Raw genomic sequence first — 26,894 nt, forward strand, 5'->3', positions numbered from 1 at the left:
ATCGTTTACTTATTCTTCAAGCCAATTGTAAAAAGGAACCGTTGCTGATTGTTGTTTATTTAATTGATTGTTATTATTATCAAACTCTTGTTGAGATAAATCATACAATCGTTTACTAGAATTCTTTGGTAACTTAGTAGGTATAGAAGAGGGACTCCAATTTTCTCGAATTGCTTTTCGGATAAACCCGTCAGGGTTTTTAACTTTTGAAACGGACTGCTGCATAATAAGAAGTATTTCTAAGGTGCGTTTAATTCCCACAACTGATAAAATTGATAACATTTCATCAGTAGGAGAAGTAAGCGTAACAGCTTGATAAGCTAATTTAACTAACTCTATTTCATCAACATCTTTTTGCTTGTTTTTGTTAATAGGTACAATATTATTCAGTTTTAATAAATCTGATTCAATAATTTTCCATCCTTCTTTATCACTGTTTCTGTATGAGTTGGGGAATTTCCCTGACCGAATCCATCGCTTAATTGTTTCTTCGTGTTTTCCTAAGAGATTAGATACTTCTTTTACTGTGTATTCTTTCAAAAAAATAACCTCCAAACAGAATGTGTGTTTCAAGAATATATGTTCTTATATATCTTACCACGACCTTTTATTCGTGTAAAATAATAACAAATATGGATTGTTGTTGTAGTAAAAGAGGTCATTTAGAGGTCTTAAAAACTAAAAAAAGCACACCACTATATATAAGTGATGTACTTAATTTTGTTTTAATGTGTGACATTAAAGACAAGCCTTGCTCTTACAATAAAAACATACAATCACTTGTCTTTAATTTTACAGAATAGATACACTTTTTTCTTACAATACGCTATTTAGTTTTTCTTCACGAATGGATTCCAAAAAACTTTCATCCTTTAAAACAGCCAACACATTTTTATAAAAAGCCGTTTTATCGATATTTGAAGTATGTACATATTCATACTCTTTCAAAGACGGATGACGCAAAACATTTTTCATGCAGGAATGACAAACTTTTTTAGTTCCTAACTTATAGTAGTTCAAGTTACTTGCATCCCCGTTAGAAGTGTCTTCGTTACAAACGGAACAAGTATGGCTCACACGGCCTTTTTTATTATACTCGGCCAAAGCCCCTTCTAAACGAATGGATGCTGGAATTGTTAATAACACATAATCACCTTTTCTATTTTAAATCTCTTAGTATTATATCAGAAAAATAAAGAATTTGAACTATTAGACTCATATTCCCTAATAATGCTTGTAAAATAGGACAATTTCCAGGGCTGACAAGAGGAAAGACTCCTAATATACACCATAATGAAAACCATATACATACCCCTAACAGATGAAAACACCGTCCATTTTTTGAACGGCGTCTTCAAACCGTTCATGGCTGGATCTGGATCGTCACTTTTCCGTTCTTCACTTTCATTACTGCTTTTGAACCAACCGGCACAGTTACAAAAGGATGAACATGACCAAAGTTGGCATTAGCGATTACGGGTATGCCATTTATCTCCTTTTTGGCGGCGATGATTTCCTTCAAAGCATATTCAGTCATTCCTGAATCCTTTTGGAAACGCCCGATGACGATTCCTTTAATCCCACTTGCACCTGGCTGATGGAGCAAGGATTGTAAATCCCGGTCAAAACTGAATGGATGGCTTTCTTCGTCATCTTCAATGAAAAGGATACTGTCCTTTAAGGATGGCATGTACTCTGTACCTTGTAATAGATTGAGTGTACAAAGATTTCCCCCAATGATTGTCCCGTCAGCTTCACCTTCCTGAATGACCATGTATCCAGCATTCGGGTGGAATGTTCGGTCATCCTGTTCCAAATGCCAAGAATCATCACTCCACGTGTCACTTGGTTCAAGATAAAAGCCTTCACTTTCAATTACAGCCTTTTTAAAATATTCCATTGTATATTCCAGACCAGCCTTCATCCCGAACGTCGAGAAATGAGGACCTGAATATGTAGTTAAGCCTGTTTTATTATAAATGGCCAATAAAATTGCTGTTATATCACTATACCCCATCAACACTTTTGGATTTTCCTTAATCAAGTCATAGTCGATATACCGTAACAATTGGTTAGCATTATACCCCCCGATGCTTGTGAAAATCCCCTTAACACTCGGATCCCTGAACGCATCATGCAAATCTTCGATCCTGTCTTCGATCGAATTCGAGAAAAAGTCATCATGGAACAAAACCGTTTTACCATATGTCACTTTAAAACCAAGCTCAGTCAATCTTTCTTCTGCCAATCTGCGTTGTTCCCCTTTGACAATCGCCAAGCTTCTTGAAGGAGCAATTACGCGAATTTCATCCCCTGCTTGTAAACGGGAAGGTTTCATATCTTTATCCCCCTAAATTAATTACATTCTGTCGTTATTTTAGCAGAAATGGTTTACAAAGAAAACTAAGTCCCTTATCGTATGTCAGTCACGCAGCTAGTTTCTTTGAATTCTTACGGGCCGATAGTACTGAAATCAGGATTTAAAAAAGGATTGGCTGTTTATCGCCTGTCCCATGATTACCTGGATTTATCCTTGAAGATTCGTCAACAACCATGGAATCAGAAAGGTCTTCCGTCAAACCACCAATCTCCTTACATAAGAAAAGACCAGCTTTATCAACTGGTCTTTGGGTTATTGAATTAGCAGCAGAATGAAGCACCGATGATAATCAATAGAATGAACAAGACAACGATTAAAGCGAAGCCTGATCCAAATCCGCAGCTACCGCCGCCGTATCCACAACCGCCGTATCCACCGCCACCATATCCGTACCCTGGTCCTGCACCATTTCCACCATATCCGTACATTAAGTTTCACTCCTTTTAGAATTCTGTTTTCTCTTTACACCTTACCATATGTCGATACGCCCGCCTTGGTCTGTGCATTTGCCTATTTTTTTGGATTTAAGAAAAAACTTCAATCAACACCATCTTAAGCGTTATTCATTCAATGGCTGAAATCCCACGAGTAACCATGAAAATTGTCACAAATTTATTGTGTTACTTTAAAATTGGGATATAATAAGGAAAAAACAATTCTTAGCCTCTTTAAGCTATCTCATACCTACATGGATACATAAAAGGCAATACGGGGGAACATAATTGAAAACGAAAGCAAAATCCTTCATCCCTTTCGCTGCAATCGCCACGATCCTTCTAATCAGCTATATCCTTCAAAAAGTTCCTAAAACATATGGATCAGATGATTCGATAAATGTTTATCAAAAATTCCAATCAGGCCAGCCCATTCAGTATCTCGTCATTGGTGACAGTATCGGAAGAGGATCGGGAGCTGAAAATCCTAATCGAACATGGTTCAAACAGCTAGAAAATAAGATGAATGATGCCAATGATATTCCGTTACACGGTGACTACGTGGTCCAAAGCGGATCAACTGCTTTTGAGGGCCTATTCAAACTTTCCCAAAGAAGGAAGCATGATCATAAAGATCTGATTTTCTTCGTTTTTGGTGAAAATGACCGCAAATATATGAATGTCGATGATTTTACCATGACATATGAAGCGTTAATGAGAAAGGCAAAACGGCTCCACCCTAATGCTGAGTTATTCACAATAACAGAGAGTTCCTTGAAATATGAGGAATTTGCCACAGCCATTGGACTTTTATCCAAACATTATGGTGCTACAAATGTGGATATGCGGCCGGTATTCAAAAATTCAGGATATACGGAAAAACAGCTGACCAAAGATTTGGTACATCCAAATGGGCTGGGATATAAATTATATGCCGATGCCATATATGAACGGTTCCTGGATAACATCAAACAAGAGAAGGCTGTAGCGGTTCTTCCAACTAAGCTGCATGCCCGTTCCGGTTTTGAATTATCGGAAATTGACCACTATGAAAAAATGAGCGGTTTCCGGCCAATGGGCGGCTATTTCACTAGCAGTGAAAAGGGCAGTGTGATTCAATATACCTTCAAAGGGAGTATGCTTGGTGTGAAACTGCTTAGAAGTCCTGATGGCGGGGAAGTGAATGTATGGATCGACGGAAATGAAATCACGACTTTGAATACATGGTGGCCATTTGCCCGTGAAAGATATTTATTTGTCACTAATGGGCTTCGCCCCGGTTCACATACTGTCCGTTTTGAGGTGACTGGCAGGACTAAAGCAATGGACCTGACCGACATTCCATATGTCCGGATCGCGTCAATCATCACAGATTGAATATTACTCAATAAATGACCCCCTATCATAATCTGATAGGGGGTTTTCCAATCACTCAAAAAGCTTTTTATATTCCCCGTATCCCTCTTTTTCAAGATCTTGGAGCGGGATGAACCTTAAAGATGCAGAATTGATGCAATAGCGTAATCCTGACGGTCCCGGCCCGTCATTGAAAACATGTCCCAGATGAGAATCAGCAGTTTTTGAGCGGACCTCGATCCTTCTCATACCATAACTCGTATCGAGGTTTTCCACCACTTCCTCTTCTTTAAGCGGTTTTGTGAAGCTTGGCCAACCGCAGCCTGAATCGAACTTTTCCTTTGAAGTGAAAAGAGGATTACCTGAAACGATATCCACATATAATCCTTCCTCCTTCAAATTCCAATATTCATTGTTAAAGGCTGGTTCCGTTCCATTATTTTGCGTGACTTCATATTGAATCGGAGTGAGCTTCTTTTTTAATTCTTCATTACTTTTCATTTTTTTCCCCCCAGTGATGTTGTATAAATGCTTTACGTCCTGAGCCAGTCGAATATCTTTCATAATGTTCAGGTTGCTTTTTATAGTAATGCTGGTGGTATGTCTCGGCTGGATAAAACGTTTTGGCCGGTATAATCGGGGTTACGATCAGTCCGGAAAATTTCCCGCTCGCCTGCAGCTTAGCTTTGGATAATTCTGCAATTTCACGTTGGTTTTCGTCATGATAAAAAATGGCCGTTTGATAAGAACTTCCCCGGTCATAAAATTGCCCGCCAGGATCTGTCGGATCAATTTGCTGCCAAAATAACTCAATTATCTTCTCATATGGATATACGTTTGGATCAAAGGTGATCTGAACAGCTTCGTAATGTCCCGTGGTTTCAGAACAAACCTCTTTGTACGTGGGATTTTCCGTAGTCCCGCCGGTATAGCCCGAGATAACGGATTCGATGCCAGGCTGTTCATCGAACGGTTTCACCATGCACCAGAAACATCCACCTGCAAATGTTGCTTTCTCTAATTGATTTGTCAATGAAAATCCTCCTTTTTTACAAACCATCCATTGAATGCATTTTAACGTTTTTATATACCCCTGTAAAATAATATGCCGAGAGCCTTTTCACGAAAATATTACCTTTCTTTTTAGAAAGGACACACACGCCCAAGCATGATTACATATGTTAAAAACATGATGGAAAAATGAGAGGTGTTGGAAATGAGCGATAAACAATCATATCCACAAAAATCGGAAACATATGATTTACTATCGTCTTATAAAAACAGCGATCCGCAATTGCATGATTATTATTACCATAAACATTTGAAAAGTCTCGAAAATTCAACATACAGAAATGAACAAATAACTGTCCTACTGCCTGCACAAGTCCGCTTCTTACATGCTGTCCCAACTGCTCACCCATTTGATGTTCATGTAAATGAAATGCGTATCCTCAAAAATTTCTCGTATAAAGAGTGCAATGGTTATTCACTAATGTCCCCTGGCAAGTACCAATTGGATATATACCGCAGCGGGCAAAACACCTCACCTCTATTAAGCTGTAAAGTGGCTCTCGAAATCGGAGCTTCCTATACCATTGCTCTTACACCTACCGTGGCTAACGAATCGTTGAAAATTTTACCTTTCGAGGATAACCCATCTGTTCCTCCAAATGAAGCAAAGGTCCGATTCATCCAGCTTTCACATGATTTACTCTCAGTGGACATTGCGGTCAAAGGCGGAGATGTCGTCTTTGATCAACTCCATTTCAGGAAAGCAAGCGAATATCTCACTATTCATCCCATGATAGTTGACTTCGAAGTGAGGAAAGCTGGAACAAAAGAAATCGCACTCCCTTTGCCAAACAAAGCATTTCAAGAAAATACTTCCTCAACTATTTATATAATCGGGTCGAATCGGGAATCATCCTCACTAGAAACCCTAACGCTCTCCCCATAAATGAATAAAAAACCAGGATGCATCGATCCTGGTTTTTTATCCATTTATTCACGATCACTGTAATGATGAAGGGATGGTCAATAAAAATGAAATGTCATCATTTTTCAGATCGAATTCTTTCGCCTTCACCCTTATATCGCTTTTCAGTTCCATATCCTGTAATGACACATAAATACTTTCGTCATTGGGGCTTATGCTAACCCATTCAGGCATATTATATCGCTCATTAATCAAATTCATTACATATGAAACAGGAAGGTTCATTTTACCCACTGCAATTGACTTTTGCTTAAGAATCAAATCCCCATTCTTTTGGGCAATTGGTTCAAAAGTCAATTTCATTTCCACTTCACGGTTGAAAAATGGCATTGTTCCGTATAGCTCCACCTCATCCGTTAAATACACTTCATAGTGAATGGATCCCGTCAAGCCCTCTTTATCCAGATACTGGTTGATTAATCTTGTCAAATCTTCCCGATTCGTGTGAATTTGAAATTGGATGTCTTCTTCGTGGCTTACTTTGGGTATCAGCTCTTTATCTTTAGTCGGCAGATTAACTAAAATCGTTACAAACAGGATGACCAGGATGTTTAAGGCTAATAGGGAAATAAACAAAGTCTTCCATTTGACATTTGTCATTCTTGGTCATCATCTCCTTTGGCACTCGCTTCCAATGTATCCTTTCCGATAGTGGTAATATCCATATCATTATAGATTCTTGTCGCGATTAATTCATATCCGCGGTCATTTGGGTGAAAATAATCCTCGGCATAAAGCAAATCTTCTTCGGGATTCTCGAAAATGTCTGCTATTTCAATAAAATAGGCTGAATCATATTCTTCAATGATTTCTTTTCCACTTTCATTCCAATCATTCATGATCATATCAAGTTCATAAAAATCTCCGAACCATTTGGAAAATGGATTATAGACGCCTACAAGATATATTTGCGCAGAATCATTTTCGGAACGAACCTTATCAAGTATCTGCCTTAATCTTTTTTCATACCCTATTTTTGCCGAATCAAACTGATTCAGTTCCAGGTTGGAGAAATTCTGTTTAAAGACCTTCATGATATCATTTCCACCGATTGTGACGACAATCGAGTCAGCTTGCTTTATGTCTTCTTTAATCCTAGTCTTATCCAGTCTTTTCAATAGTTGGTCGGTCCTATTTCCACGTATGCCATGATTAATCATCTCAACGGAAGTAATCGATGGTTCTTTTTCCAGCTTATTTTGTAAATAAGGCAGATACCCGCCATTATCTTTACTATCACCGACACCTTGAGTCAAGGAGTCGCCAATTGACACGATTTTCACAGGGTCCGGAAAAAAGCTGGCAGGAATGGTTTCCTTTTTACTCAGCTCAACTATGCTTTTCTGCTGAACAGATGGCTGATTTGAGGCTGTTTCATTTTGATTGCAGCCTGAAATCCAAACTAGGCATATGAAAAGACAGGTGATTTTGTACCTCATGACCCTCACCTTCCTACCTATACATTATATCATGCAGAAAACGAAAGATTGCAAACAATATACCTTCATTCTACTTCCAGAATTGAGCATTCCTTACTATACAATATGAAAAACGCTGTGAATTAAAGCTAGTCCTATAAAAATTAGCATGTTACTTAACATGTAAAATCATTCTTCACTACCGCCGTTTCTTCAAAAACTTATTGCTCATTTTCACCATCGATAAAGCCCGGTAATTTAGATGAATGAAAACAGAAAGAACAGGTCATTTAACCTGTTCAATAATTCTGTAAAATTTTAATATGCTTAATGATTTCATCAAACGGAATATCCTGCAGACCTGTATAATCCATGATGATCTTTCCTTCTTGATCAATCAGAAAAAAACTGGTCCCATGAATTACCTGATCTTCTGCTTCTGGTTTTTTGACGATCGTTTTAAAGTTATCCAATGCAAACTGCTCGATTTCTTCCTGTCCATAACCGGTCAGAAAGTGCCAGTTGCCGTAATCCACATTAAATTGGTTACCAAATTTTTTTAAAACATCAGGTTTGTCAATTTCCGGATCCACGGAAAATGAAACGAACTCTACATCCTTAATTCCTTCATCCTTCAATTGCTGCTGCAGCTTCGTCATATTCGAAGTCATGGGGAGACAGACCGTCTCACAGCTCGTGAATATAAAATCCGCTACCCAAACCTTTCCTTTAAGATCGCTTTTTGAGAAAGGCTTCCCCTCCTGATCAATATAACTGAAGTCTTCAAGGTCCCAATTTTTGGCATCAGGTACACCATTGGAACCGCATGCTGCCAACAGCAATAAAATTGATGCTCCCATAGCTGCCATAAGCAATTGCAGCTTTCTCATCCCTACCCCGTCCTTTATGTATAAAATATTCTGTTACTTCATTTATTCTAACAGACCATCCGGAATGAGGACAGCAACTATTTCTACGAATTAAAGACAATTGTAAAAGTGACGAGATCGCCGCCAAAAGCAGTTTCATATGGTATATCCTTATCAGTCCCAATAATACATGATCGCCATGGCGCCTTCACCTGTATGGGTACTGACAACGGCAGTCGTTGCTTCTATCTTTATGTCTTGATATCCGGTTAAGTCTGCAATGGCCTGGCGGACCTTATCCGCTATTTCAAGGCCATTCGCATGTACAAAACCGATGCCTCTAATCTTTTTGCCTTGAGTCTCTTCTTTGAATTTCTTGATGATGAACTTCACGACCTGTGACTGGCTCCTGGCTTTGGATACAGGGTTCAGTACACCATCATCAAGAAGTGCAATCGGCTTTATGTGCAGCAATGAACCGATAAAAGCAGAAACTTTACCAATCCTTCCACCCTTTACGAGGTTATCAAGTGTTTCTATGACAATGATTAAACTTGACTGCTTTTTAATATGTTCCAATCGTTCAATTATCTCAGCTACGGATTTCCCTTCCTTCGCCATCTTCGCTGCCTCTATCACCTGAAATGACATCGCTTTTGAAATGAATTTCGAGTCAAGTACGGTAACCTTCGTTTCAGACATGCTAGCTGCGCTTTCCGCTGAGCGGACTGTACCGCTCATGCCACCTGTCATATGTATGGAAATGATCTCGCTGCCGTCTTTTCCGAGTTCATCATATACCTCCACAAAGGTACCTACGGCCGGTTGTGAGCTTTTTGGCAGTTCTTTTGACTGGTTCATCCTTTTCAGGAATTCTTCTTGTTCGATTTCAACCTTATCCAAAAAAGTCTCCCCATCTATAAAGATTGATAAAGGGACCATTGTAATATCATAAAAATCCAGTTCCTCTGGTGTCATATCTACTGTCGAGTCTGTTACTATCTTTACTTTATTCATCATTACACATCCCTAAATTAACATATCTATTGTATTATACCTATTCAAGGTAAGCATTCAAACCAAAGGTTTCATTTTCCGACTGAAGTGATACTTATCTTTTGAATTGATTACACAAAAAAAGACCGTTCCATGAGCTAGCCTGAACACATGCCGATACAATCGATATTGCATGGCATTCGTGTCATCTCTTTTAACGGAGATGTTAGCTATGGAACAATCCGCATTAAGCATTATTGAGTAAACTTCCAAAAAAAAGCTTGTTATAAACGGGCCATTTGAGTACGGATGCTAAATAATGCTTAAATGAGTAATTTTCTTTATGATCTTTATTGGCAAAAACCTTCTTAACAAATACTTCCAAACGCACGGTCAACATAAAAAAATTCGGATCACTAGGCAGTAAGACAGGTATTTCTGAAATGGTGACCTTATGTCCAAAACAATCTTTGAATTCCAAGCATTTGAACATCAAAATATCAATCCTCATTTTTAACCGATTGCTTACATTATACACAATAAATCCAAAAGTATAAATATTCAAATGTGTAAAAAAACAGAGAAATCAGATTGACAATCATAAAAAAAAAGACCCTAAGGGCAAAATGCCATTATGGGCTTTTTCTTATAAACCTTCCTCGTAGGTGTCTTCCCGCAAGCTTTCACGTCTCACCCTTCGTTTATAGACGACTTTAGATAATGAAATACTGATTTCGTATAATAACAGCAATGGAACCATCACCATAAAGTCTGACATAAAGTCAGGCGGCGTAATCGATATCGCTATGACAACCAGTACAAAGTATGCATACTTCCTTAATTTTTGAAGCACATAAGGATTTATTATGCCAAGGGAGGTCAAAAACATGGTAACGACAGGAAGCTCGAATAAAATAGCAAAAGGTATCGTCATATTAAATACGAATGAAAAGTACTTATCAGCTGTAAAACTGGTTATGAACATCCCATCACCCAATTCAATCAAAAATTGAAGAATGGTCGGGAAGATGACAAAATAACCGAAAGCAAGCCCTCCTATAAAAAGCAGGAAAAGTGCTGGAATATAGGCAAGGGTAGCCCTCACTTCATTTGGCATCAAAGCGGGTTTAACGAATAACCAGATTTGCAGGGCAATTACCGGTATAGTTGCTGCAATGGCTACGACACCTGCAAGCATGAAGTAAATCCAGATAATATCACTCGGTCCCAATACCATCAGGTCGAAATCGAGATCTTTCACGAACCAATTATAAATCTCCTCAACATAAATAAAGCTGGCGATAAAAAAAATGACAAAAGCAACAGCTGTAATGATGAGCCGTTTTCTCAATTCATCGAGATGATCGATGATATTTAATTCCTTATCTTCCAAAGTTGATCACGCCTTCATCTGAAAATCCGTATCTTTGTTACAGCGTAAAGGCGCAAGACGATTCCATCTTACGCCCAGCATTCAATCATTCATGATTTTTTTGTTGTAGCTTCTTATCTTCTTCATAATCACCTTTTGTTAAATCACTTGTGGATTTTTTAAACTCACGAAGCGTTTGTCCAAAAGCACGGCCAATTTCTGGAAGTTTCTTCGGACCAAAGATAATTAATGCCAAAATTAAGATGAGAATTAGACCAGGTACTCCAATGTTCGACATGGATACATCCCCTTTGGTGTTGTAATTAGACCTACTTCGATTATAATACCATTTCCAACCAATTGAAAGGGAACTGGCAATTCGTCATAGAATGGTAACAATTATCGACAGTATGCCCATATACGACTGGGCCGGCAGAATAAAATGTAATAACATAGGTATTATTCTATCCTAATTTAACATTTTTTCGATGTTTAAATCAACAAGTGAAATAAATTACTGTCTTTATTGACCTCTACGAAAGAGAATCCTTTCTTGTTCATCCTTTGAATGAGCCCTTCATAATCATTTTTATCTTTTAGCTCAATACCAACCAGGGCCGGCCCGCTTTCTTTATTATTTTTCTTCGTATATTCAAAACGGCTTATATCATCATTCGGTCCTAACACCTCATCAAGGAATTCCCTTAAAGCGCCAGCACGTTGTGGAAAATTCACGATAAAATAATAAAGCAGCCCTTCATATAATAAGGATTTCTCTTTAATTTCCTGCATGCGCCCAATGTCGTTATTCCCTCCGCTGACCATGCAAACAACCGTTTTTCCTTTGATTTGTTCTTTATATGAATCCAACGCGGCTACAGATATAGCCCCTGCCGGTTCAGCGACAATCGCATGCTGATTATATAAATCGAGAATCGTCGTACAGATTTGGCCTGGAGGTACGACAACGATATCCTCCAGGTTTTCCTTACAAAGCTGATATGTCAACTGTCCCACACACTTGACAGCTGCTCCATCAACGAATGTATCTATTTCTTCCAGTTCAGAAACTTTTCCTTCCTTGAAGGAGTATTCCATCGAAGCAGCACCTTGCGGCTCAACTCCAATGCATTTCGTATTTGGGGAAACCGATTTGAAATAACTCGATACTCCGGCCATTAACCCGCCACCGCCCATAGCGGCAAATACATAATCGATTCCATCTTCACAATCGTTCAGGATTTCTACTGCCGTTGTACCCTGCCCGGCGATTACCTTTTCATCGTCAAATGGATGGATGAAGGAACGCTCTTCTTTTTCACAGCATTCCATCGCCATGGCAAATGCATCATCGAAGGTATCCCCAATTAGGATGATCTCCACATTATCCCTGCCGAATAGCTGAACTTGATCGACTTTTTGCCTTGGAGTTGTAGCAGGCATATAAATCTTCCCGTGAATGCCCAATTGACTGCAGGAAAAAGCAACACCCTGTGCATGGTTTCCTGCACTGGCACAAACGACTCCGTTCTTCGTCTCTTCCTCGGTCAGGCTTTTCATTTTATAGTAAGCCCCTCTTAATTTAAAGGAACGTACGTGTTGTAAGTCCTCGCGTTTTAAATAAACATTACAATCATATTTTTCAGAGAGCCTCTGATTTTTTTGTAAAGGAGTATGTAAAACGATTTCTTTCAGTTCTCTATAGGCAATTAGAATATCTTCCAATTGAATCCCCCTATTCTTAGATGCAGTCTGATTCATAACAATCCCTCATTTCCTTTCTGATGAATTCAATCATTATAGCACTTTACTGTTATTAATGTAATTGATTTTTCTAAAAATTCTTTCATTTGTTTGTTCCATAACAAAAAAATCCGATTATGGTCATTTCCCATAATCGGATTAGCACTTTATTTTTTTTGTAGAATAATAAAATCATGTGCAAATCGATTTTTTCCATCAATTTCGCCCGGGTTTGAGGAGATTTCATCCCATTCATTTTCATCAATCTCTGGAAAGAAAGTATCCCCTTCGAAAGTTTCATGAATTTCCGTAATATACAGGCGGTCGGTAAAAGGAAGGATTTCCTTGAAGATTTCGGCTCCTCCAATTACGAAGACTTCCTCATCATGGTTATCTGCGAACATTTTGATTTGTGCAATATCATGTAATACTACGCAGCCTTCCGCTTTAAATTCCTGATTGCGGGTGACGATGACATTTTCGCGGCCAGGCAGGACCCTGCCGATCGATTCAAATGTTTTTCGGCCCATGACGATAGGATGGCCCATCGTCACTTTTTTAAAGTACTGCAGATCTGCTGGTAAATGCCATGGCAGTTTATTGTTTTTACCTATAACACGATTTTGATCCATAGCCACAATCAACGATATCATATGCTAACCTCACCTTTTATATGGGGATGGGCTTCGTAATTTTCCAAAACGAAGTCCTCGAAGCTAAAATCAAAGATATTTTTCACATCTGGATTGATTTTCATGATTGGCAATGGTTTCGGGTCACGAGTCAACTGCAGTTCCACTTGTTCAAGGTGGTTAGAGTAGATGTGGACATCCCCGAAAGTATGTACAAATTCGCCAACCTCCAGATCACACACTTGAGCGATCATCATCGTTAAAAGCGCATACGAAGCTATATTAAAAGGAACACCTAAGAAGACGTCCGCTGAACGTTGGTATAGCTGACATGAAAGCTTGCCATCGGCAACATAGAATTGAAAGAAAGCATGGCAAGGCGGCAAGGCCATTTCATCCAGTTCCCCAACATTCCAAGCACTGACTATCAATCTTCTTGAATTTGGATTCGTCTTGATTTGTTCGATCAATTCACTGATTTGGTCGATTTGCCTTCCATCGGCCGTTCCCCAGGAACGCCATTGATGACCATAAATCGGACCTAATTCCCCCTTTTCATCCGCCCATTCATTCCAGATGCGCACACTGTTTTCCTGAAGGTACCCAACGTTTGTATCACCCTTCAAAAACCATAATAGTTCATGGATAATCGCTTTTAAACTAACCTTTTTCGTTGTAAGTACAGGGAATCCATCTTTTAAATTGAACCTCATTTGATATCCAAAGGTACTGATCGTTCCTGTCCCCGTACGATCACCTTTTTGCGTTCCATTTTCGAGTACATGCTTACATAAATCTAAATATTGCTTCATGATAAACCACCTTTTCTACTTTCATTCTCCTTATTTTAACGTATTATTGCCCAATGTTTAATCTAATTGTTTAATAAAATTATAAGTCTCGGGTGCTTTTTGTCTAAGCAATTGATTTTGTTCATTGTTCACATAAAACATGGCGAACGTTTCTGCAAAATATTCCTCAGGGTAGTTGGAAAAATACGTAATCCCAGGAAACAGCCCATCCACTTCCTTACCCCAAATCTTCAAATAATCCATGTCTTCACGGATTCCATTAAACACTATATTATCAATGGAGTGCCCCAGCTCATGCAGTTCCAAATTAACCGAGCCATGCCCGTTGCCCTTTTCACTCGCCCCGATTTTAACCAATACCGTATGTGATCCGCCCATACCAGGCACATCATCCCAAGTTGTTTCTTTATTCAAATAACCACGCGGAGTTTTCCCCTTTAATTTGGCCGCGGATTGATTTTCTGTTATATCGCCATCGAATAGTTTGATCCTCACACCACTTTCCGCTGTTTTCACCAAAAGTGAATGAGGCAGTTTATTAATGGTTTCAGCAATTTTCAGTGCTTCCCCTTCATCGTACTCCTCTTCTGGAAATAAAAATATTCTTTGCAATTCTTCATTTCCCTTAAAAAGTTCAGCTTGTCTTAAAAGATTATCTTTGGGTAAATTCCGCCATTTCACCCCATCATCTTTCGCTAATGAATAGGAGAGCATTGAGAGTAAAAAGACAAACAATGCAAATATGGATAACCACCATTTCTTCCTTTTCACACTCTTCTCCCCTTTCTCATTCCTCATGCATCGTTAAGAAAATATATGTTATTTAAACTCTCTAAATCTTTCATACTATTATATTAGTATAACATATTGCCTGAATGTAAAAGTTCTATGTTTTTTTGGTAATTTTGGTTGCGCAATCATCCTGAGAAGAACCATTGATCCGCGGTTTTCATATATCAACAATATATAATCGTAAAAGGTTTAAGGTGATCGCATGGAAACCAATAATAAAAAAGCCATCTTGAATGAGCAACATGAACTTGCTGAAGAAGTCCTTGATATTTACAGTTTAAAAGTGTTTATCATTCTCGACCTTTTTCTGTTCTCCATTTTCTTTGGCATACTGCTTCATCCGCTATTGTCTTCTCTATGACTTAACTTTTTATTGCCTTTACTTTTTTTCACTACATTTACCGCTCTTCTTCAAATACTTGATATTTTCCAAAAAAAAAGCTGACATCATTTTTGATGTCAGTTTCAAACGGGTAGGCAACATCGATGAAAATCGAGTTTGCCTACAGTTTTTTTATAGGTGAACAATTTAGACGTTGATTTCCGCTCCAGGCGCTCGCTTTCCGCGGGCGGCCCGGGAGCCTCCTCGGCGCCTTTGCGCCTGCGGGGTCTCCCCTGGACTCGCTTTTCCCGCAGGAGTCTCGCACCTTCCGCTCCAATCAACTTTGTTTTAAATTTTAGATAGAACCCTTTTTTTGCCTTAAGTCTTTTTTGTTTTAAAATAGAATTATTAAAACTTGTGATAATGGATGGATGCTTTCTAAATTCTCTTCAGCAAGATCAACTTGAAATAATTTTCAAAAGGGGTTCGGAAATTTTTTAATTCCAAACCCCTTTTGTCTACAAACTGAAGCACAGTTTTCTTTAAACTGTGCTCTTACTCATTATCTTTATTAACTTATTGTACTAAGGCTCATCGTTAGTTATATAAACATCCTTTAATTTTTTTTTCACTAAAAAATGTAGTTGGATAAAGGAATTCAATCGATAAAACAATGAGCTTTTTTATGAAAAGATGGAGAAATGGTAATATTCGTAATTGGGAAGTCGAATTAAGAACAAAAGAATCGTAAAAGGTTTCGGGATGGGGCCATTCCGAAACTTAGGCGACAAAAAGCTGACATCATTTTGATGACAGCTTTTTAAATGGTACTCAGCCATGTTCCTTGACCTTTTTCCCTTTCTTCAAATGATACACGATTGTAGTGCCGAAAATCAGTAAAATAAAGGCAAAAAAGATCGCAGGCGGGATTTCTATCCCTGCAACTGCCATTAACATTTTTATAGCAATGAATCCGATAAGGACATAAGCGGCCGTTTCCAATTCTGGAACCTTATCTATCAATTTTAGAAATACTCCGGCCACTCCCCGCATCATCAAGACACCAATCATTCCGCCTGTCAAAAGGACCCAGACTTTTTCACTCACCCCGAAAGCGGCCAAGACACTATCGACGGAAAACGCTATATCCATCATTTCCACTGCCGCAACCGTTCCCCATAATGTACCGAACATACGGATCAGTATGCTGTTTTTACTCATTCCCTGGATATCTTCGTCGATCCCAGCTTGTTTTTTTCTTTTATCCCTAAAGTATTTATACGAGAGCCAACCAAGGTAGGCGGCTCCGATCACCTTCACCCACCAAAGCTTTATGAGGAAAACACCGATTCCAATCGCTATAAATCTAAAAGCATAAGCACCTAACAAACCGTAAAATAATGCTTTTTTCCGTTGTTTTTCAGGAAGGTGCCTGACCATAATAGCTAATACCAGAGCGTTATCCGCTGATAGCAATCCTTCCATTAAGACGAGCGTCCCGATCAATCCCCAGCTAACCGGATCGGATAAAACCTCCACCCACATATTCCAGTCAAAAAATTGAGCATACGTTTGCACGATGTTATTTAACAACTCTGACATGATAAAGACTCCTCTGTTCCTATAACAGCTAAATTAGAAAACCTTTTAAAATAACATTGTTCCCAGTTATGATAAAAACTTCACTTTAATTTTAAACACAAAATAAATACGTTGCAGGGCAACGTATCATTCGATGCTTATTGATTTCATCATACTCTTCCACTTTAATAAAATCAACGAAACCAACCGCTATGAGAGCTTTTGTTTACTCGTCCACTCTGGCGGCGTATTTTTATCCCAATATATTTTCCCTATATTATAATGGGTGGCAAATGAATCATGATAGGTATGATAGTGAAAATCGAACCAATGTCCTTCCAGTGGGGGATTTTCCTGCCTGACATGGAATCTGATGATATCCTTGCCGCTGTTTGAATCATAAATATGGAATATTTTCTCTGCCCTGCCGGCGCTCGGCTGCTCAGTGATGGTTAATTGCTGTAATTTTTCATCTGGAAATTGTGCAGCCATTTCTGTAATGGCTTCTTCCATTTTTGGTAATATGACCATTTTGAATTCATCGCCAATTTTTGGATTGATCTTATCGCCAAATTTCATAAATGCGTTTTCCTCTGCCTTATTCAGGATGTCCGATAAAAACTCCTCCCGATTGAATTCTTCTTCAAGTTCAGTCGAATCCTGCGAAGGAAGATAAGCTAATCCCTCTTCTTCCACTAAGCCTTTTTTAGTATCCTTTAACGAATCGGCTTCCGCTAGCCATGCCAGATCTGAAGGAGTAACAAGACCAAACGTCAAAACGGATACTAAAATGACGAGACTTTTCCTGAACCATGCCGCTGCTTTCAACTCACACTCCCCCTCCTTTTTTGTATTGTCTTTATATTTAGTATACTTTTATTTTTTGGTAATTACGAATATATAGTTACCGATGTTTTAAAAATCAAAAAAAAGGATAAATACCTATATAAAGTTTATGAACTCGAACTTTTTAATAAATATCAATAAATTTACATTTAAATGAAGGATTTTGACGATTTTTGGAGAAATTAATTAGATTCAAGTCTTTTTAAGGAGGGGTCTTATATGGCTTCGACTGCCATGGTGGCTTTATGTCTTGTAACATTAGCATTTTTCGTATATTTATCATTTGCTGATTAAGAATAAATGAATACCTACGAAAAATCTCCTTGTCATTTTTCTACAATGACAAGGTTTTCTTTTCACTCAAATATAAGTTTACCTTTTGGCAGGTAAAAGGACTGAATAATGGAGGAATCATTTTGGAAAACAACAATGAAAAGATAAAAGATAAGGATTACAAAAGGGAAACTGCGAAAGGGAGCGCCGGAATGGTCGTTACAGCACATCCTGTAGCAACTACCATAGGGGAAAAAATATTACGTGAAGGTGGAAATGCTGTCGATGCGGCCGTCGCCATCCAATTTGCTCTAAATGTTGTTGAACCAATGATGACTGGTATCGGCGGAAGTGGTTTTCTAATGGTATATAATGCAAAAGATAAGGAAACGAAAATATACGACGGCCATGTAAGGGCACCTAAAGCCGCACATCGAGACATGTTTCTTGATGAAAAAGGGGAAGTCATCCCTTTTAAAGAGAGATCCATCAAAGCAACAGCGGTTGGCATTCCCGGAATACTGAAAGCTATGGATGAAGCACTCGCCGAAAATGGTAGCAAGCCATTGGCTGAACTTATCGAGCCATCCATTGAGTTTGCGGAAAAAGGAGTTCCCGTCAATTGGGTTTTATGCGATGCTCTTAAGAACTTTGAATATCGATTGGGCGATGAAGCGCGTAAGTTCTTCATACCAAACGGAAAACCCTATCAGGATGGCGATTTGCTGATTAAAGAAAAATTGGCGAATACCTATCGGATATTACAACGTGAAGGAATTTCCGCATTTTATGAAGGTGAAATCGGAGAGGGCATCATTTCCTGCATACAAGAACTTGGAGGTTTCATGGAGCTTTCTGATTTAAAGGACTATAAAGCTACTATCGATGTACCAATGTATGGGACTTATAAGGATTATTTAATTGCTTCATCAAATGCGCCAAGTGCCGGCGGATTCACGGTCATCCAAATCCTGAAAATATTGGAAAACTTCCAAATCGAACAATATGATGCCCGTTCTTGGGAAAAATATTATTTAATCGCAGAAGCGATGCGTCTGGCATTTACAGATAAAAAAGCATTTCTCGCTGATCCCGAATTTGCCGAATTGCCATTGGCGGGTCTCATGCATGATGATTATATAGCTAAACGCCGTTCATTCATAAATTTCAAGTCAAGAAATAATGCCATTGACTTCGGAAACCCTTGGATTTATGATTCCGTGGAACAAAGGGAAGTCATTCCGCAACCAAATGAAGAAGAGATCAGTGAAACGACCCATTTCACTGTCCGTGACAGATGGGGTAATATCGCAGCATGCACTTCTACAGTGGAACATCCATTCGGATCAGGCATCATGGTTTCAGACTATGGTTTCATGCTGAATAACGAACTGACTGATTTTGATTCCATTCCAGGCGGCATGAATGAAGTGCAGCCCAATAAACGCCCAGTCAGCTGTAAAAGCCCGACCATCATCTTTAAAGACAGCAAGCCGATCTTGACGTTAGGGTCACCAGGAGGACCAACCATCATCAGTTCAGTCGTACAAACGATCATTAATGTACTCGATTTAAAAATGGATTTGAAAGCAGCCATCGAAGAACCTAGAATTTTCACTCCGATGGGCCCTCATATTGAATGGGAGCCTGGAATGGATATGACTAGCAAAGGCCACTTGGAAGCAATGGGCTTCGCCTTTAATGAAGTTCCCCACTCAATAGGGAATGTCCAAGCGATTCAAATCCACCCCGATGGCTCAAACTATGGTGCTGCCGATTCAAGCCGGGAAGGCTGTGCCATGGGTCTGGACGAAACAGATTATAAATCGTGATCACTGGATGGAAATGAAGCCAAAATGGAATTTGGATGTTTTTCTTTTTATTACCTCAAATCCAAATTCCTCAAAGCGGGAGCTGAGGTAATGGTCTTTCAACACGACTCTCTTGCGCGCAACCCGCTTGGCTTCTTTCATTATTTCAACCGATAGATCCTTACCATCCGCAAAATGAGTCAGTCCCCTGATACCATTCGATTCCTGAATCGTTTCTTCAAACATGGGATCGAAATATACGACATCAAAATGATTATCCGGCAATGTTTTCAATATTTCGTAATGATCACCCTGCCTGACCTCTATTCTTCTCATCGCAGAAATCATTTTTTCTTCTGCATCCTCCCATGTTTTGATTCCACGGTCCACGAGCAAGGCCAAATATTGATTTCCTTCCAATCCGACAACACGTCCATGTTCACCCACTGCGAAACTTGCGACAATCGCATCAGAGCCCAATCCCAAGGTACAATCAAGCACAGCGTTCCCTTCGTTTATATCTCCGGCAATGAGAAATGGATCACTCTCTCCGCGCATCATTCTTTTTAAACGGATCATCGCCAGGTTCGGGTGAAAAAAGAATGGTTCTTTTTCCTGATATCGATATAACTCCATCCGCTTTTTACCAAAAACAAGGCAATCATCTTCATTATGTTCCGCTTGGATATCTCTCACCGATCGTTTTCTTCTTGCTATAAAGGGGATTTGCAATTCTTCAGCTAACCTTTTGGCTAATATCATCGTTTCTTTATCGGCTCTTCCTACTGTTGTGACAAACATGAATCCTACCCCTTCATACTCTCTTAAAATTTGAAAAGAATGCCCTGTTTCCAGGACATTCCGCTTCATCACTTATTTACTTGCTGAACGCTGCCAATAAATTTTCCATGATCGCTTCCATTGGCTGTCCTTCTATATCATGGCGCGGAATGAAATGTACGACCTCTTTGCCCTTTAAAAGAGCCATGGATGGTGAAGAAGGTTCTATTCCATCGAAGTATTCACGCATTTTAGCTGTCGCTTCCTTATCTTGGCCTGCGAATACAGTTACCAAATGATCTGGCTTATTGTCCGCTTGGAGTACGGCTTGAGTAGCAGCTGGACGGGCTAACCCTGCAGCACAGCCGCAAACTGAATTCACGACCACAAGTGTCGTACCTTCTACCGATTCCATAAAGTTTTCAACCGCTTCAGCGGATTCCAACTCATCAAAACCAGCCTGCACCAGTTCCGCGCGCATTGGTTTCACCATTTGTTTCATATATTCATCATATGCCATCGACATAAAAAAACCTCCTTGGTTACAATTCTTCAATTAGTATAATGATACTATATTCTTGAGTGCATATGCAAAAATGACGCTTAAAGCTTTGTAAAAAAATTTCATTGTTCTTCACAAAGAAACATGGTGACAGAATCGAGTTTCATTCTGCCACCATGTTTTAGTCTTCCTTTTAACTTAAACTTTCATCACTCCGCCTGAACTGGCATTCGTCACAAGTTTGGAATAACGCGCTAAATAGCCTGTCCTGACTTTTGACTCGAAGCCTTTCCAATTGGCTTTGCGTTTTTCGAATTCTTCATCGGAAATTTCCAATTGGATTTTACGATTATTCAAATCCAATTCGATGATATCTCCATCTTCAACAAAGGCTATCGGGCCTCCCTCAGCTGCTTCGGGGGATATATGACCAATGCTGATGCCTCGGGATGCTCCTGAAAAGCGGCCATCAGTGATCAAACCGACTTTCGCTCCAAGGCCCCTCCCGACGATTTGGGAAGTGGGTGCCAACATTTCAGGCATTCCCGGCCCACCTTTAGGCCCTTCATAACGAATGACCACTACATCCCCTTCTTTAACCTTTCCGGTAATGATTCCGGAAAGTGCATCTTCCTGGGAATCGAAACAAATGGCAGGACCCCTGTGATAGCCACCAACTGATGCGTCAACGGCGCCCACTTTTACGATGGAGCCTTGAGGAGCAAGGTTACCGAACAATACCGCAAGCCCTCCACGCTCAGAATGCGGATTATCCAATGGATGGATTACATCCTTGTCCAATATTTCACAACCGGCAACATTTTCGCGGAGCGTTTTACCTGAGACAGAAAGGCAATCTCCATTAAACGCACCTGGTTTTTTGAGTAACTCATTAATGACGGCACTTACACCACCGGCATTATGTACATCTTCAATATGATAATCTGATGCCGGTGCAATTTTCGCTAGATGCGGTACGCGGTTAGCTATTTCATTTATGCGTTCCATCGGATATTCAAAACCTGCTTCATGTGCCAATGCAAGCGTATGAAGAACGGTGTTGGTCGAACCTCCCATCGCCATATCCAAGGCAAATGCGTTATCTATTGCATCAATCGTCACGATATCACGAGGCTTGATATCCTGTTTGATTATCTCCATCAATTGTTTTGCGGATTTCTTAACGAATTCCTTACGTTCTTCGGCTACCGCCAAAATCGTTCCATTTCCCGGTAGCGCAAGTCCCAATCCTTCAGCCAGGCAGTTCATGGAGTTTGCTGTGAACATTCCTGAACAAGAACCGCAAGTAGGGCATGCAACTTGCTCGATCTCCTGCAAATCCTCTTCATTGATATTACCTGCTTGATAAGCACCCACCCCTTCAAAAACGGATGTTAATGAAAGAGATTTACCATTTTTATCTTTACCTGCTTTCATGGGTCCGCCGCTTACGAATATTGTAGGAATATTGACACGAAGTGCACCCATCATCATTCCCGGCGTTATCTTGTCACAGTTTGGAATGCACACCATACCGTCAAACCAATGTGCCGATACAACAGTTTCCACTGAATCTGCGATGATTTCACGGCTTGGCAAGGAATAGCGCATACCAATATGACCCATTGCAATTCCATCGTCTACCCCGATCGTATTAAATTCGAAAGGAACACCGCCCGCTTCACGAATCGCTTCCTTCACTATTTTTCCGAATTCCTGCAGGTGAACATGACCTGGAACGATATCGATGTATGAATTACAAACCGCGATGAACGGTTTACCGAAATCTTCTTCTTTAACCCCTGCTGCCCGCAACAGACTTCTATGTGGAGCTCGATCGACCCCTTTTGTAATCATGTCACTTCTCATATTTGATGTAGACATTTGTTGTACCCCCAATTTCCGCTAAATGTTTAATGATTCAGAATAATATAATTTTTAGTATACTCTAAAAATTCTAACATATTTATAGACAAATGCAACCATTCTTCACTAAATATCTTCAAAAATCATTTTACTAAAATAATAGAGTTCCAATTTATAGATTCGACCTCAGGGGAACTCCTTTCAAACGATTGGAAATGATCCTAAAAAAATAAAAAGGCATGCGGATTATATCAACCGCATGCCTTTTTTTGAGTCATTTTTTAAATCACTTGTCATTCGCTTGTCTTGATTCTGTCATTTGCTTCCAAACCGATCCTTTTGCTTCTTCGCCATTTTCTATACGGTCTATGGCCATCTTGACCTGAAGGGCCACTTCGAATTCAGGATCCTGTTCCGCTTGTTTAAGATAAGGGAGGGTCGTTTCATTTCCCACTTCGTATAAAAACATCGCGGCCCGCCATCTAACCAATTTATTTTTATCCGAAAGTGATTGAGACATTTCTCCCATCGCCTCTTCAAAGCCAAGATCTGATAAACAATCACCAGCGGTACGTCTAACGGCCGCGCTTTTATCTTTCAAGGCTTTATACAAGCTCGGAAGCACTTTTCTATCTTCGATCATACCCAAGTATACTACCGCGAGCCTTCGAATGGAGACCTTACTGTCGGAGAGTGCCATATCCAATACTGGAATATCTTCAACCGTTGGATCTTCCATTTGTTCCAAAGCCTGATAACGCTTTTCCCAGCTTTCATCATTCAGCATGTCTGCAGTCAGTTTAATTTTTGGACGTTTCAAAATTGCTTCCTTCGTATCGACCATTTCTTTTGCAGCTGCAACTAGCCGATTAATTCGATCTTCCGGATAAGCTGCAATCAGTTCATCCGATACTTCCTTCACGATATCTTCCATATCACCATATCTTACGCCATAATCCTTCCATTTTCGAAGCAGGACTACATTATCATCTTCTTTTTGGGCAGCGGCAATGCCCTTTATGAAATAATCCGGTAAGGCAAAACGTTTTTCGTGTTGACTATCACTTGCTTTAATTTGCATTGGAATGCCCTTGAATTGTTGAATGGCAACAGTTACTTCACCGTAATGTTCATTTAATGCCGCTTGTTGATTTTGTTCCTCGGTTTTTTCACCAAAGACCTGACGGATTTGGACCAAGATATCTTTCCAATCATATTTCGCGTTTCGCTCAACGGCTAAGAAGTCCGCAACATGATATACCCCTTTCACTCCCTCGATCGTAAATAAATCCCTTATCAGCTTGGGTGCCTGGTCAGCTTGATCTTTCTTATAATTATTGCTTTTACCAGCTAATAGCTCTTCTGTTAAATTGATTTTCATTGTATTCGGACTTGGTGTAGGTTCTATCGACTTAATTTTCAATGCATTTCTCTCCTTTTACAAGACGTCTCCATGTACTAGATATTATCACATCGGCAACAGATTCTCATGCAATTGAGATTGGCAAAAAAAAGACTGATCCAAGTTTACTTCCTTGGACCAGTCACCACGCTCATTCTCCTTCCAATTTTTCCGCTAAATACGCCCATCTTTCCATCAAATGATCTAATTTATCCGTTAGTTCCTTTTCTTCTTCAAGAAGCAGGCGGACTTTTTCAAAATCGCTTCCCGCTGCTGACATTTCTGATGTTATGTCTTTCAAGCGCAGCTCGGCCCGCTCCATGTTACCTTCTATCTCTTCCCATTCCTTACTTTCCGCATAGGTTAGTTTTTTCTTTTTCTTTTCGGTCCGGTTCATCTGCGGCTCTGGTGCTTTTACTGGCACAGCCTCTTCCGTCTTTTCTTCCAAGAACTCTGAATAAGAGCCGTAATAGAAGTCAATGTCACCTTTATTCTTGAAGACAAGAAGCTGATGGCACGTTTTATCCAAAAAATACCTATCATGTGATACAGTAATGACTACACCTGAAAACGTTTCTAAATAATCCTCAAGAACGGTCAAGGTTTGCGTGTCCAGATCATTCGTCGGTTCATCCAAAAGCAGGACATTGGGTGCCGACATCAATATGTTAAGGAGATATAATCGCCTTTTCTCCCCACCGGACAGCTTACGAATTGGCGTCCCATGCGATCCCATAGGAAACAAGAACCTTTCAAGCATCTGTGCAGCCGATATGAAACTACCATCTTTAAGTGCGATTGAATCCGCAGTTTCCCGAATATACTCTATCATGCGCAAATTCTCATCCATATCGACGCTTTCTTGCGTATAGTACCCTATTTTCACGGTTTGCCCTTTTTCCAGGTTTCCTTCATCTATGGATTCCCTTCCTGCCAGGATATTCAACAAGGTTGACTTTCCGCTGCCATTATTACCGACGATCCCAATTCGATCACCTGGTTTGAAGAGGAAGGAAAAATGGTTGATGATGGTTCGATCACCGAAGGATTTAGAAACATCCTGCATCTCAAGTACTTTTTTCCCAAGACGGGCACCGCTTAATTCCATTTCCAGGTTCTCGGTTTTCTGCTTATCCTTTACACCTGATTCCAATGTTTCGAAGCGTTGGATCCTGGCCTTTTGTTTCGTTGTCCTGGCCTTTGCACCTTTACGGATCCAGGCCAGTTCTTTTTTGAATAGACTTTCCTTTTTCGTTCTTTCAGCCGATTCATTCTCTTCACGAATGGCCTTTGATTCTAAATAATCCGCATAGTTTCCTTTGTATTCGAAAAGCTGGGTCTGGGCAATTTCCCAAATCTTATTGGACACACGATCAAGGAAATATCGATCATGGGTTACAAATAAAACTGATTTTTGATATTTACCTAAATATTCTTCAAGCCAAGTGATGCTTTCAAAATCGAGATGGTTCGTAGGCTCATCCAAAATCAATAAATCAGGGGTCTCAATCAAGGTTTTTGCCAGGGCCGCACGTTTTTTTTGGCCGCCGGACAGTTCTCCGAGTCTCCTTGAATGATCAGGAAGACCAAGCTTGGTCAGTATCGTTCTGGCATTGGCACTTGTATCCCAGGCGCCTAGCGTGTCCATATCCTGCTGCTGTTTTAACAAACGGTCCTGTATTGCGCTATTCTGCGGGTCTACTTGAAGTTGAATGAGCGTCTTTTCATATTCTTTAATCAACGAAAATACGGGGGTTGAACTTTCATACATATATTCCATGATCGTCAATTTCTCATCAAAATGCGGATCTTGGGACAGATAGGAAATCGTATAATCATTCGGATGATCCTTCGTTCCTAAATCACTGTCTTCCAGCCCTGCGATGATATTCAATAATGTCGATTTACCGGTACCGTTTATCCCAACGATCCCGATTTTTTCCCCTTCGGTAATGGAAAAAGAGACATCTTTAAAAAGCAGCTTTTCCCCCTGGGTTTTCATTACATGTTCCATGCTAAAAACTTTCATAATCGTACATCCCATTCCTTATTAAATTCCTCTAAAAATCCTACCATATATTCATGCCTTTCACTTGCAACCTTCTTGGCTGTACAAGTATTAAGCATATCTTGCAAACGCAATAATTTTTCATGAAAGTGATGAATGGAAGAGCTTTTGCCATTTCTGTATTCCTTCTTGGTCATGTTTTCCCTAATGGGCAACGAAGGATCATACATAAGCTGTCCCTTCTTTCCGCCAAATGCAAATGTCCTGGCTATGCCAATGGCACCCATTGCATCCAAGCGGTCCGCATCCTGAACAATTTCAGCTTCTATCGAGGGTAGCCTCAACTGCCCTGCACTAAATGAAATTGTATTGATGATCTGTTTGATGGCATCAACACTATCAATATCCAACTTTATTTCATCAAACCAAGCATCAAGCTTTTTCCAGCCCCCATCGGCTTCCTGGTTTAGTTTATCATCAGGGATATCATGAAGCAGAGCCGCCATTTCAATGATGAACTCATTTCCTACTCGTTCTTCTTTTGCAATATGTAAAGCCAGCTTACGAACTCGATCGATATGGAACCAATCATGGCCGCTGGCATCAGAATTCAATTGGTCATATACATACTTCTCCGTTAACTCAATCATCGTTTGTTTCATTTCACCACTCCATGTCCTTTCTATTTTACCATGGTTCTCAA

Annotated in this window: 29 protein-coding genes; 4 read left to right on the forward strand and 25 right to left on the reverse strand. The window is 39.8% G+C overall.

All coding sequences use genetic code 11. The annotated features are described in order from the left end of the window. Nucleotides 1-9: 9 nt before the first annotated feature. From J7I90_RS11675 to J7I90_RS11690, 4 genes are all read right to left on the reverse strand, one after another. Nucleotides 10-540: a helix-turn-helix domain-containing protein gene (locus J7I90_RS11675; protein WP_214771779.1), complete on the reverse strand. Its 531-nt coding sequence runs from the start codon at nucleotides 538-540 to the stop codon at nucleotides 10-12. A 276-nt stretch (nucleotides 541-816) separates the two neighbouring features. Then, entirely contained in the window at nucleotides 817-1,146 is a 330-nt protein-coding gene (locus tag J7I90_RS11680) for a hypothetical protein (RefSeq protein WP_034307530.1), read from the reverse strand. Between the two features lie 217 nt (nucleotides 1,147-1,363). Then, nucleotides 1,364-2,338 (reverse strand): S66 peptidase family protein, encoded by a 975-nt coding sequence (locus tag J7I90_RS11685; RefSeq protein ID WP_214771782.1) that lies wholly within the window; start codon nucleotides 2,336-2,338, stop codon nucleotides 1,364-1,366. A 302-nt stretch (nucleotides 2,339-2,640) separates the two neighbouring features. Next, nucleotides 2,641-2,808, reverse strand: coding sequence for a YjcZ family sporulation protein (locus J7I90_RS11690; RefSeq protein WP_082609319.1), 168 nt, complete (start codon nucleotides 2,806-2,808; stop codon nucleotides 2,641-2,643). A 294-nt stretch (nucleotides 2,809-3,102) separates the two neighbouring features. Between J7I90_RS11690 and J7I90_RS11695 the strand changes: the two genes are divergently transcribed. Continuing rightward, on the forward strand, nucleotides 3,103-4,191 hold the full coding sequence (locus J7I90_RS11695; protein WP_214771785.1) for an SGNH/GDSL hydrolase family protein: 1,089 nt from the start codon (nucleotides 3,103-3,105) through the stop codon (nucleotides 4,189-4,191). A gap of 51 nt (nucleotides 4,192-4,242) precedes the next feature. Here J7I90_RS11695 and msrB read toward each other — a convergent pair whose 3' ends face one another. Then, a complete protein-coding gene (gene msrB / locus J7I90_RS11700; RefSeq protein ID WP_187049640.1) occupies nucleotides 4,243-4,671 on the reverse strand; it encodes a peptide-methionine (R)-S-oxide reductase MsrB in 429 nt (142 codons plus the stop codon). Then, on the reverse strand, nucleotides 4,661-5,203 hold the full coding sequence (gene msrA / locus J7I90_RS11705) for a peptide-methionine (S)-S-oxide reductase MsrA (protein WP_251025240.1): 543 nt from the start codon (nucleotides 5,201-5,203) through the stop codon (nucleotides 4,661-4,663). Before msrA ends, msrB begins: the two co-directional genes overlap by 11 nt. Nucleotides 5,204-5,386: 183 nt before the next feature. Here msrA and J7I90_RS11710 point away from each other — a divergent pair, with 183 nt between their 5' ends. Continuing rightward, entirely contained in the window at nucleotides 5,387-6,127 is a 741-nt protein-coding gene (locus J7I90_RS11710) for a DUF4397 domain-containing protein (RefSeq protein WP_214771791.1), read from the forward strand. A 54-nt stretch (nucleotides 6,128-6,181) separates the two neighbouring features. On the opposite strand, the gene J7I90_RS11715 is transcribed toward J7I90_RS11710, so the two are convergent. The 11 genes from J7I90_RS11715 to J7I90_RS11765 all read right to left on the reverse strand — a co-directional run bounded on the left by J7I90_RS11715 (nucleotide 6,182) and on the right by J7I90_RS11765 (nucleotide 14,779). Beyond that, a complete protein-coding gene (locus J7I90_RS11715) occupies nucleotides 6,182-6,766 on the reverse strand; it encodes a YpmS family protein (protein WP_214771794.1) in 585 nt (194 codons plus the stop codon). Continuing rightward, on the reverse strand, nucleotides 6,763-7,605 hold the full coding sequence (locus J7I90_RS11720) for an SGNH/GDSL hydrolase family protein (RefSeq protein ID WP_214771796.1): 843 nt from the start codon (nucleotides 7,603-7,605) through the stop codon (nucleotides 6,763-6,765). Before J7I90_RS11720 ends, J7I90_RS11715 begins: the two co-directional genes overlap by 4 nt. Nucleotides 7,606-7,883: 278 nt before the next feature. Next, entirely contained in the window at nucleotides 7,884-8,474 is a 591-nt protein-coding gene (locus J7I90_RS11725; protein ID WP_214771799.1) for an SCO family protein, read from the reverse strand. Between the two features lie 153 nt (nucleotides 8,475-8,627). Further along, entirely contained in the window at nucleotides 8,628-9,470 is an 843-nt protein-coding gene (locus J7I90_RS11730; protein ID WP_214771802.1) for a DegV family protein, read from the reverse strand. Between the two features lie 226 nt (nucleotides 9,471-9,696). Beyond that, nucleotides 9,697-9,960 (reverse strand): DUF2535 family protein, encoded by a 264-nt coding sequence (locus J7I90_RS11735; RefSeq protein WP_306804680.1) that lies wholly within the window; start codon nucleotides 9,958-9,960, stop codon nucleotides 9,697-9,699. 135 nt (nucleotides 9,961-10,095) lie between these two features. Beyond that, a complete protein-coding gene (gene tatC, locus J7I90_RS11740) occupies nucleotides 10,096-10,842 on the reverse strand; it encodes a twin-arginine translocase subunit TatC (RefSeq protein ID WP_214771806.1) in 747 nt (248 codons plus the stop codon). A gap of 85 nt (nucleotides 10,843-10,927) precedes the next feature. Beyond that, nucleotides 10,928-11,119 (reverse strand): twin-arginine translocase TatA/TatE family subunit, encoded by a 192-nt coding sequence (gene tatA, locus J7I90_RS11745; protein WP_034307557.1) that lies wholly within the window; start codon nucleotides 11,117-11,119, stop codon nucleotides 10,928-10,930. 194 nt (nucleotides 11,120-11,313) lie between these two features. Continuing rightward, complete coding sequence (ilvA, locus tag J7I90_RS11750; protein WP_214771808.1) at nucleotides 11,314-12,582, reverse strand: threonine ammonia-lyase IlvA; 1,269 nt, start codon at nucleotides 12,580-12,582, stop codon at nucleotides 11,314-11,316. 149 nt (nucleotides 12,583-12,731) lie between these two features. After that, the gene (locus tag J7I90_RS11755; protein WP_214771810.1) at nucleotides 12,732-13,217 is read right to left on the reverse strand and encodes a dihydrofolate reductase; all 486 of its coding nucleotides are present in this window, start codon (nucleotides 13,215-13,217) and stop codon (nucleotides 12,732-12,734) included. Continuing rightward, complete coding sequence (locus J7I90_RS11760) at nucleotides 13,214-14,008, reverse strand: thymidylate synthase (RefSeq protein WP_048686772.1); 795 nt, start codon at nucleotides 14,006-14,008, stop codon at nucleotides 13,214-13,216. The genes J7I90_RS11755 and J7I90_RS11760 overlap by 4 nt, the downstream gene beginning before the upstream one ends. A gap of 57 nt (nucleotides 14,009-14,065) precedes the next feature. After that, nucleotides 14,066-14,779, reverse strand: coding sequence for an anthrax toxin lethal factor-related metalloendopeptidase (locus tag J7I90_RS11765; protein WP_311315225.1), 714 nt, complete (start codon nucleotides 14,777-14,779; stop codon nucleotides 14,066-14,068). Between the two features lie 223 nt (nucleotides 14,780-15,002). Between J7I90_RS11765 and J7I90_RS11770 the strand changes: the two genes are divergently transcribed. Beyond that, the gene (locus J7I90_RS11770) at nucleotides 15,003-15,161 is read left to right on the forward strand and encodes a hypothetical protein (protein ID WP_214771814.1); all 159 of its coding nucleotides are present in this window, start codon (nucleotides 15,003-15,005) and stop codon (nucleotides 15,159-15,161) included. A gap of 792 nt (nucleotides 15,162-15,953) precedes the next feature. On the opposite strand, the gene J7I90_RS11775 is transcribed toward J7I90_RS11770, so the two are convergent. Further along, nucleotides 15,954-16,724 carry a TerC family protein gene (locus J7I90_RS11775; protein WP_214771816.1) on the reverse strand — a complete coding sequence of 257 codons (771 nt, stop codon included), beginning with the start codon at nucleotides 16,722-16,724 and terminating at the stop codon, nucleotides 15,954-15,956. 189 nt (nucleotides 16,725-16,913) lie between these two features. Continuing rightward, on the reverse strand, nucleotides 16,914-17,531 hold the full coding sequence (locus tag J7I90_RS11780) for a YpjP family protein (protein ID WP_214771817.1): 618 nt from the start codon (nucleotides 17,529-17,531) through the stop codon (nucleotides 16,914-16,916). Between the two features lie 434 nt (nucleotides 17,532-17,965). Here J7I90_RS11780 and ggt point away from each other — a divergent pair, with 434 nt between their 5' ends. Then, a complete protein-coding gene (gene ggt / locus J7I90_RS11785) occupies nucleotides 17,966-19,654 on the forward strand; it encodes a gamma-glutamyltransferase (protein ID WP_251025241.1) in 1,689 nt (562 codons plus the stop codon). Here ggt and J7I90_RS11790 read toward each other — a convergent pair whose 3' ends face one another. From J7I90_RS11790 to J7I90_RS11815, 6 genes are all read right to left on the reverse strand, one after another. Continuing rightward, entirely contained in the window at nucleotides 19,655-20,434 is a 780-nt protein-coding gene (locus J7I90_RS11790; protein WP_214771819.1) for a class I SAM-dependent methyltransferase, read from the reverse strand. It lies immediately after the preceding gene. Nucleotides 20,435-20,510: 76 nt separating this feature from the next. After that, a complete protein-coding gene (locus tag J7I90_RS11795) occupies nucleotides 20,511-20,939 on the reverse strand; it encodes a BrxA/BrxB family bacilliredoxin (RefSeq protein WP_057277313.1) in 429 nt (142 codons plus the stop codon). A gap of 174 nt (nucleotides 20,940-21,113) precedes the next feature. Then, complete coding sequence (ilvD, locus tag J7I90_RS11800) at nucleotides 21,114-22,799, reverse strand: dihydroxy-acid dehydratase (RefSeq protein ID WP_396020428.1); 1,686 nt, start codon at nucleotides 22,797-22,799, stop codon at nucleotides 21,114-21,116. A 268-nt stretch (nucleotides 22,800-23,067) separates the two neighbouring features. Further along, nucleotides 23,068-24,204: a conserved virulence factor C family protein gene (locus J7I90_RS11805; protein WP_214771822.1), complete on the reverse strand. Its 1,137-nt coding sequence runs from the start codon at nucleotides 24,202-24,204 to the stop codon at nucleotides 23,068-23,070. A 130-nt stretch (nucleotides 24,205-24,334) separates the two neighbouring features. After that, nucleotides 24,335-26,212 carry an ABC-F family ATP-binding cassette domain-containing protein gene (locus J7I90_RS11810; protein WP_214771825.1) on the reverse strand — a complete coding sequence of 626 codons (1,878 nt, stop codon included), beginning with the start codon at nucleotides 26,210-26,212 and terminating at the stop codon, nucleotides 24,335-24,337. Continuing rightward, a complete protein-coding gene (locus J7I90_RS11815; protein WP_214771828.1) occupies nucleotides 26,209-26,853 on the reverse strand; it encodes an HD domain-containing protein in 645 nt (214 codons plus the stop codon). The genes J7I90_RS11810 and J7I90_RS11815 overlap by 4 nt, the downstream gene beginning before the upstream one ends. Between the last annotated feature and the right edge of the window lie 41 nt (nucleotides 26,854-26,894).

Origin of the sequence: Bacillus sp. ISL-57 (genome assembly GCF_018613135.1) — a bacterium.
GTDB lineage: Bacteria > Bacillota > Bacilli > Bacillales > DSM-1321 > Peribacillus > Peribacillus frigoritolerans.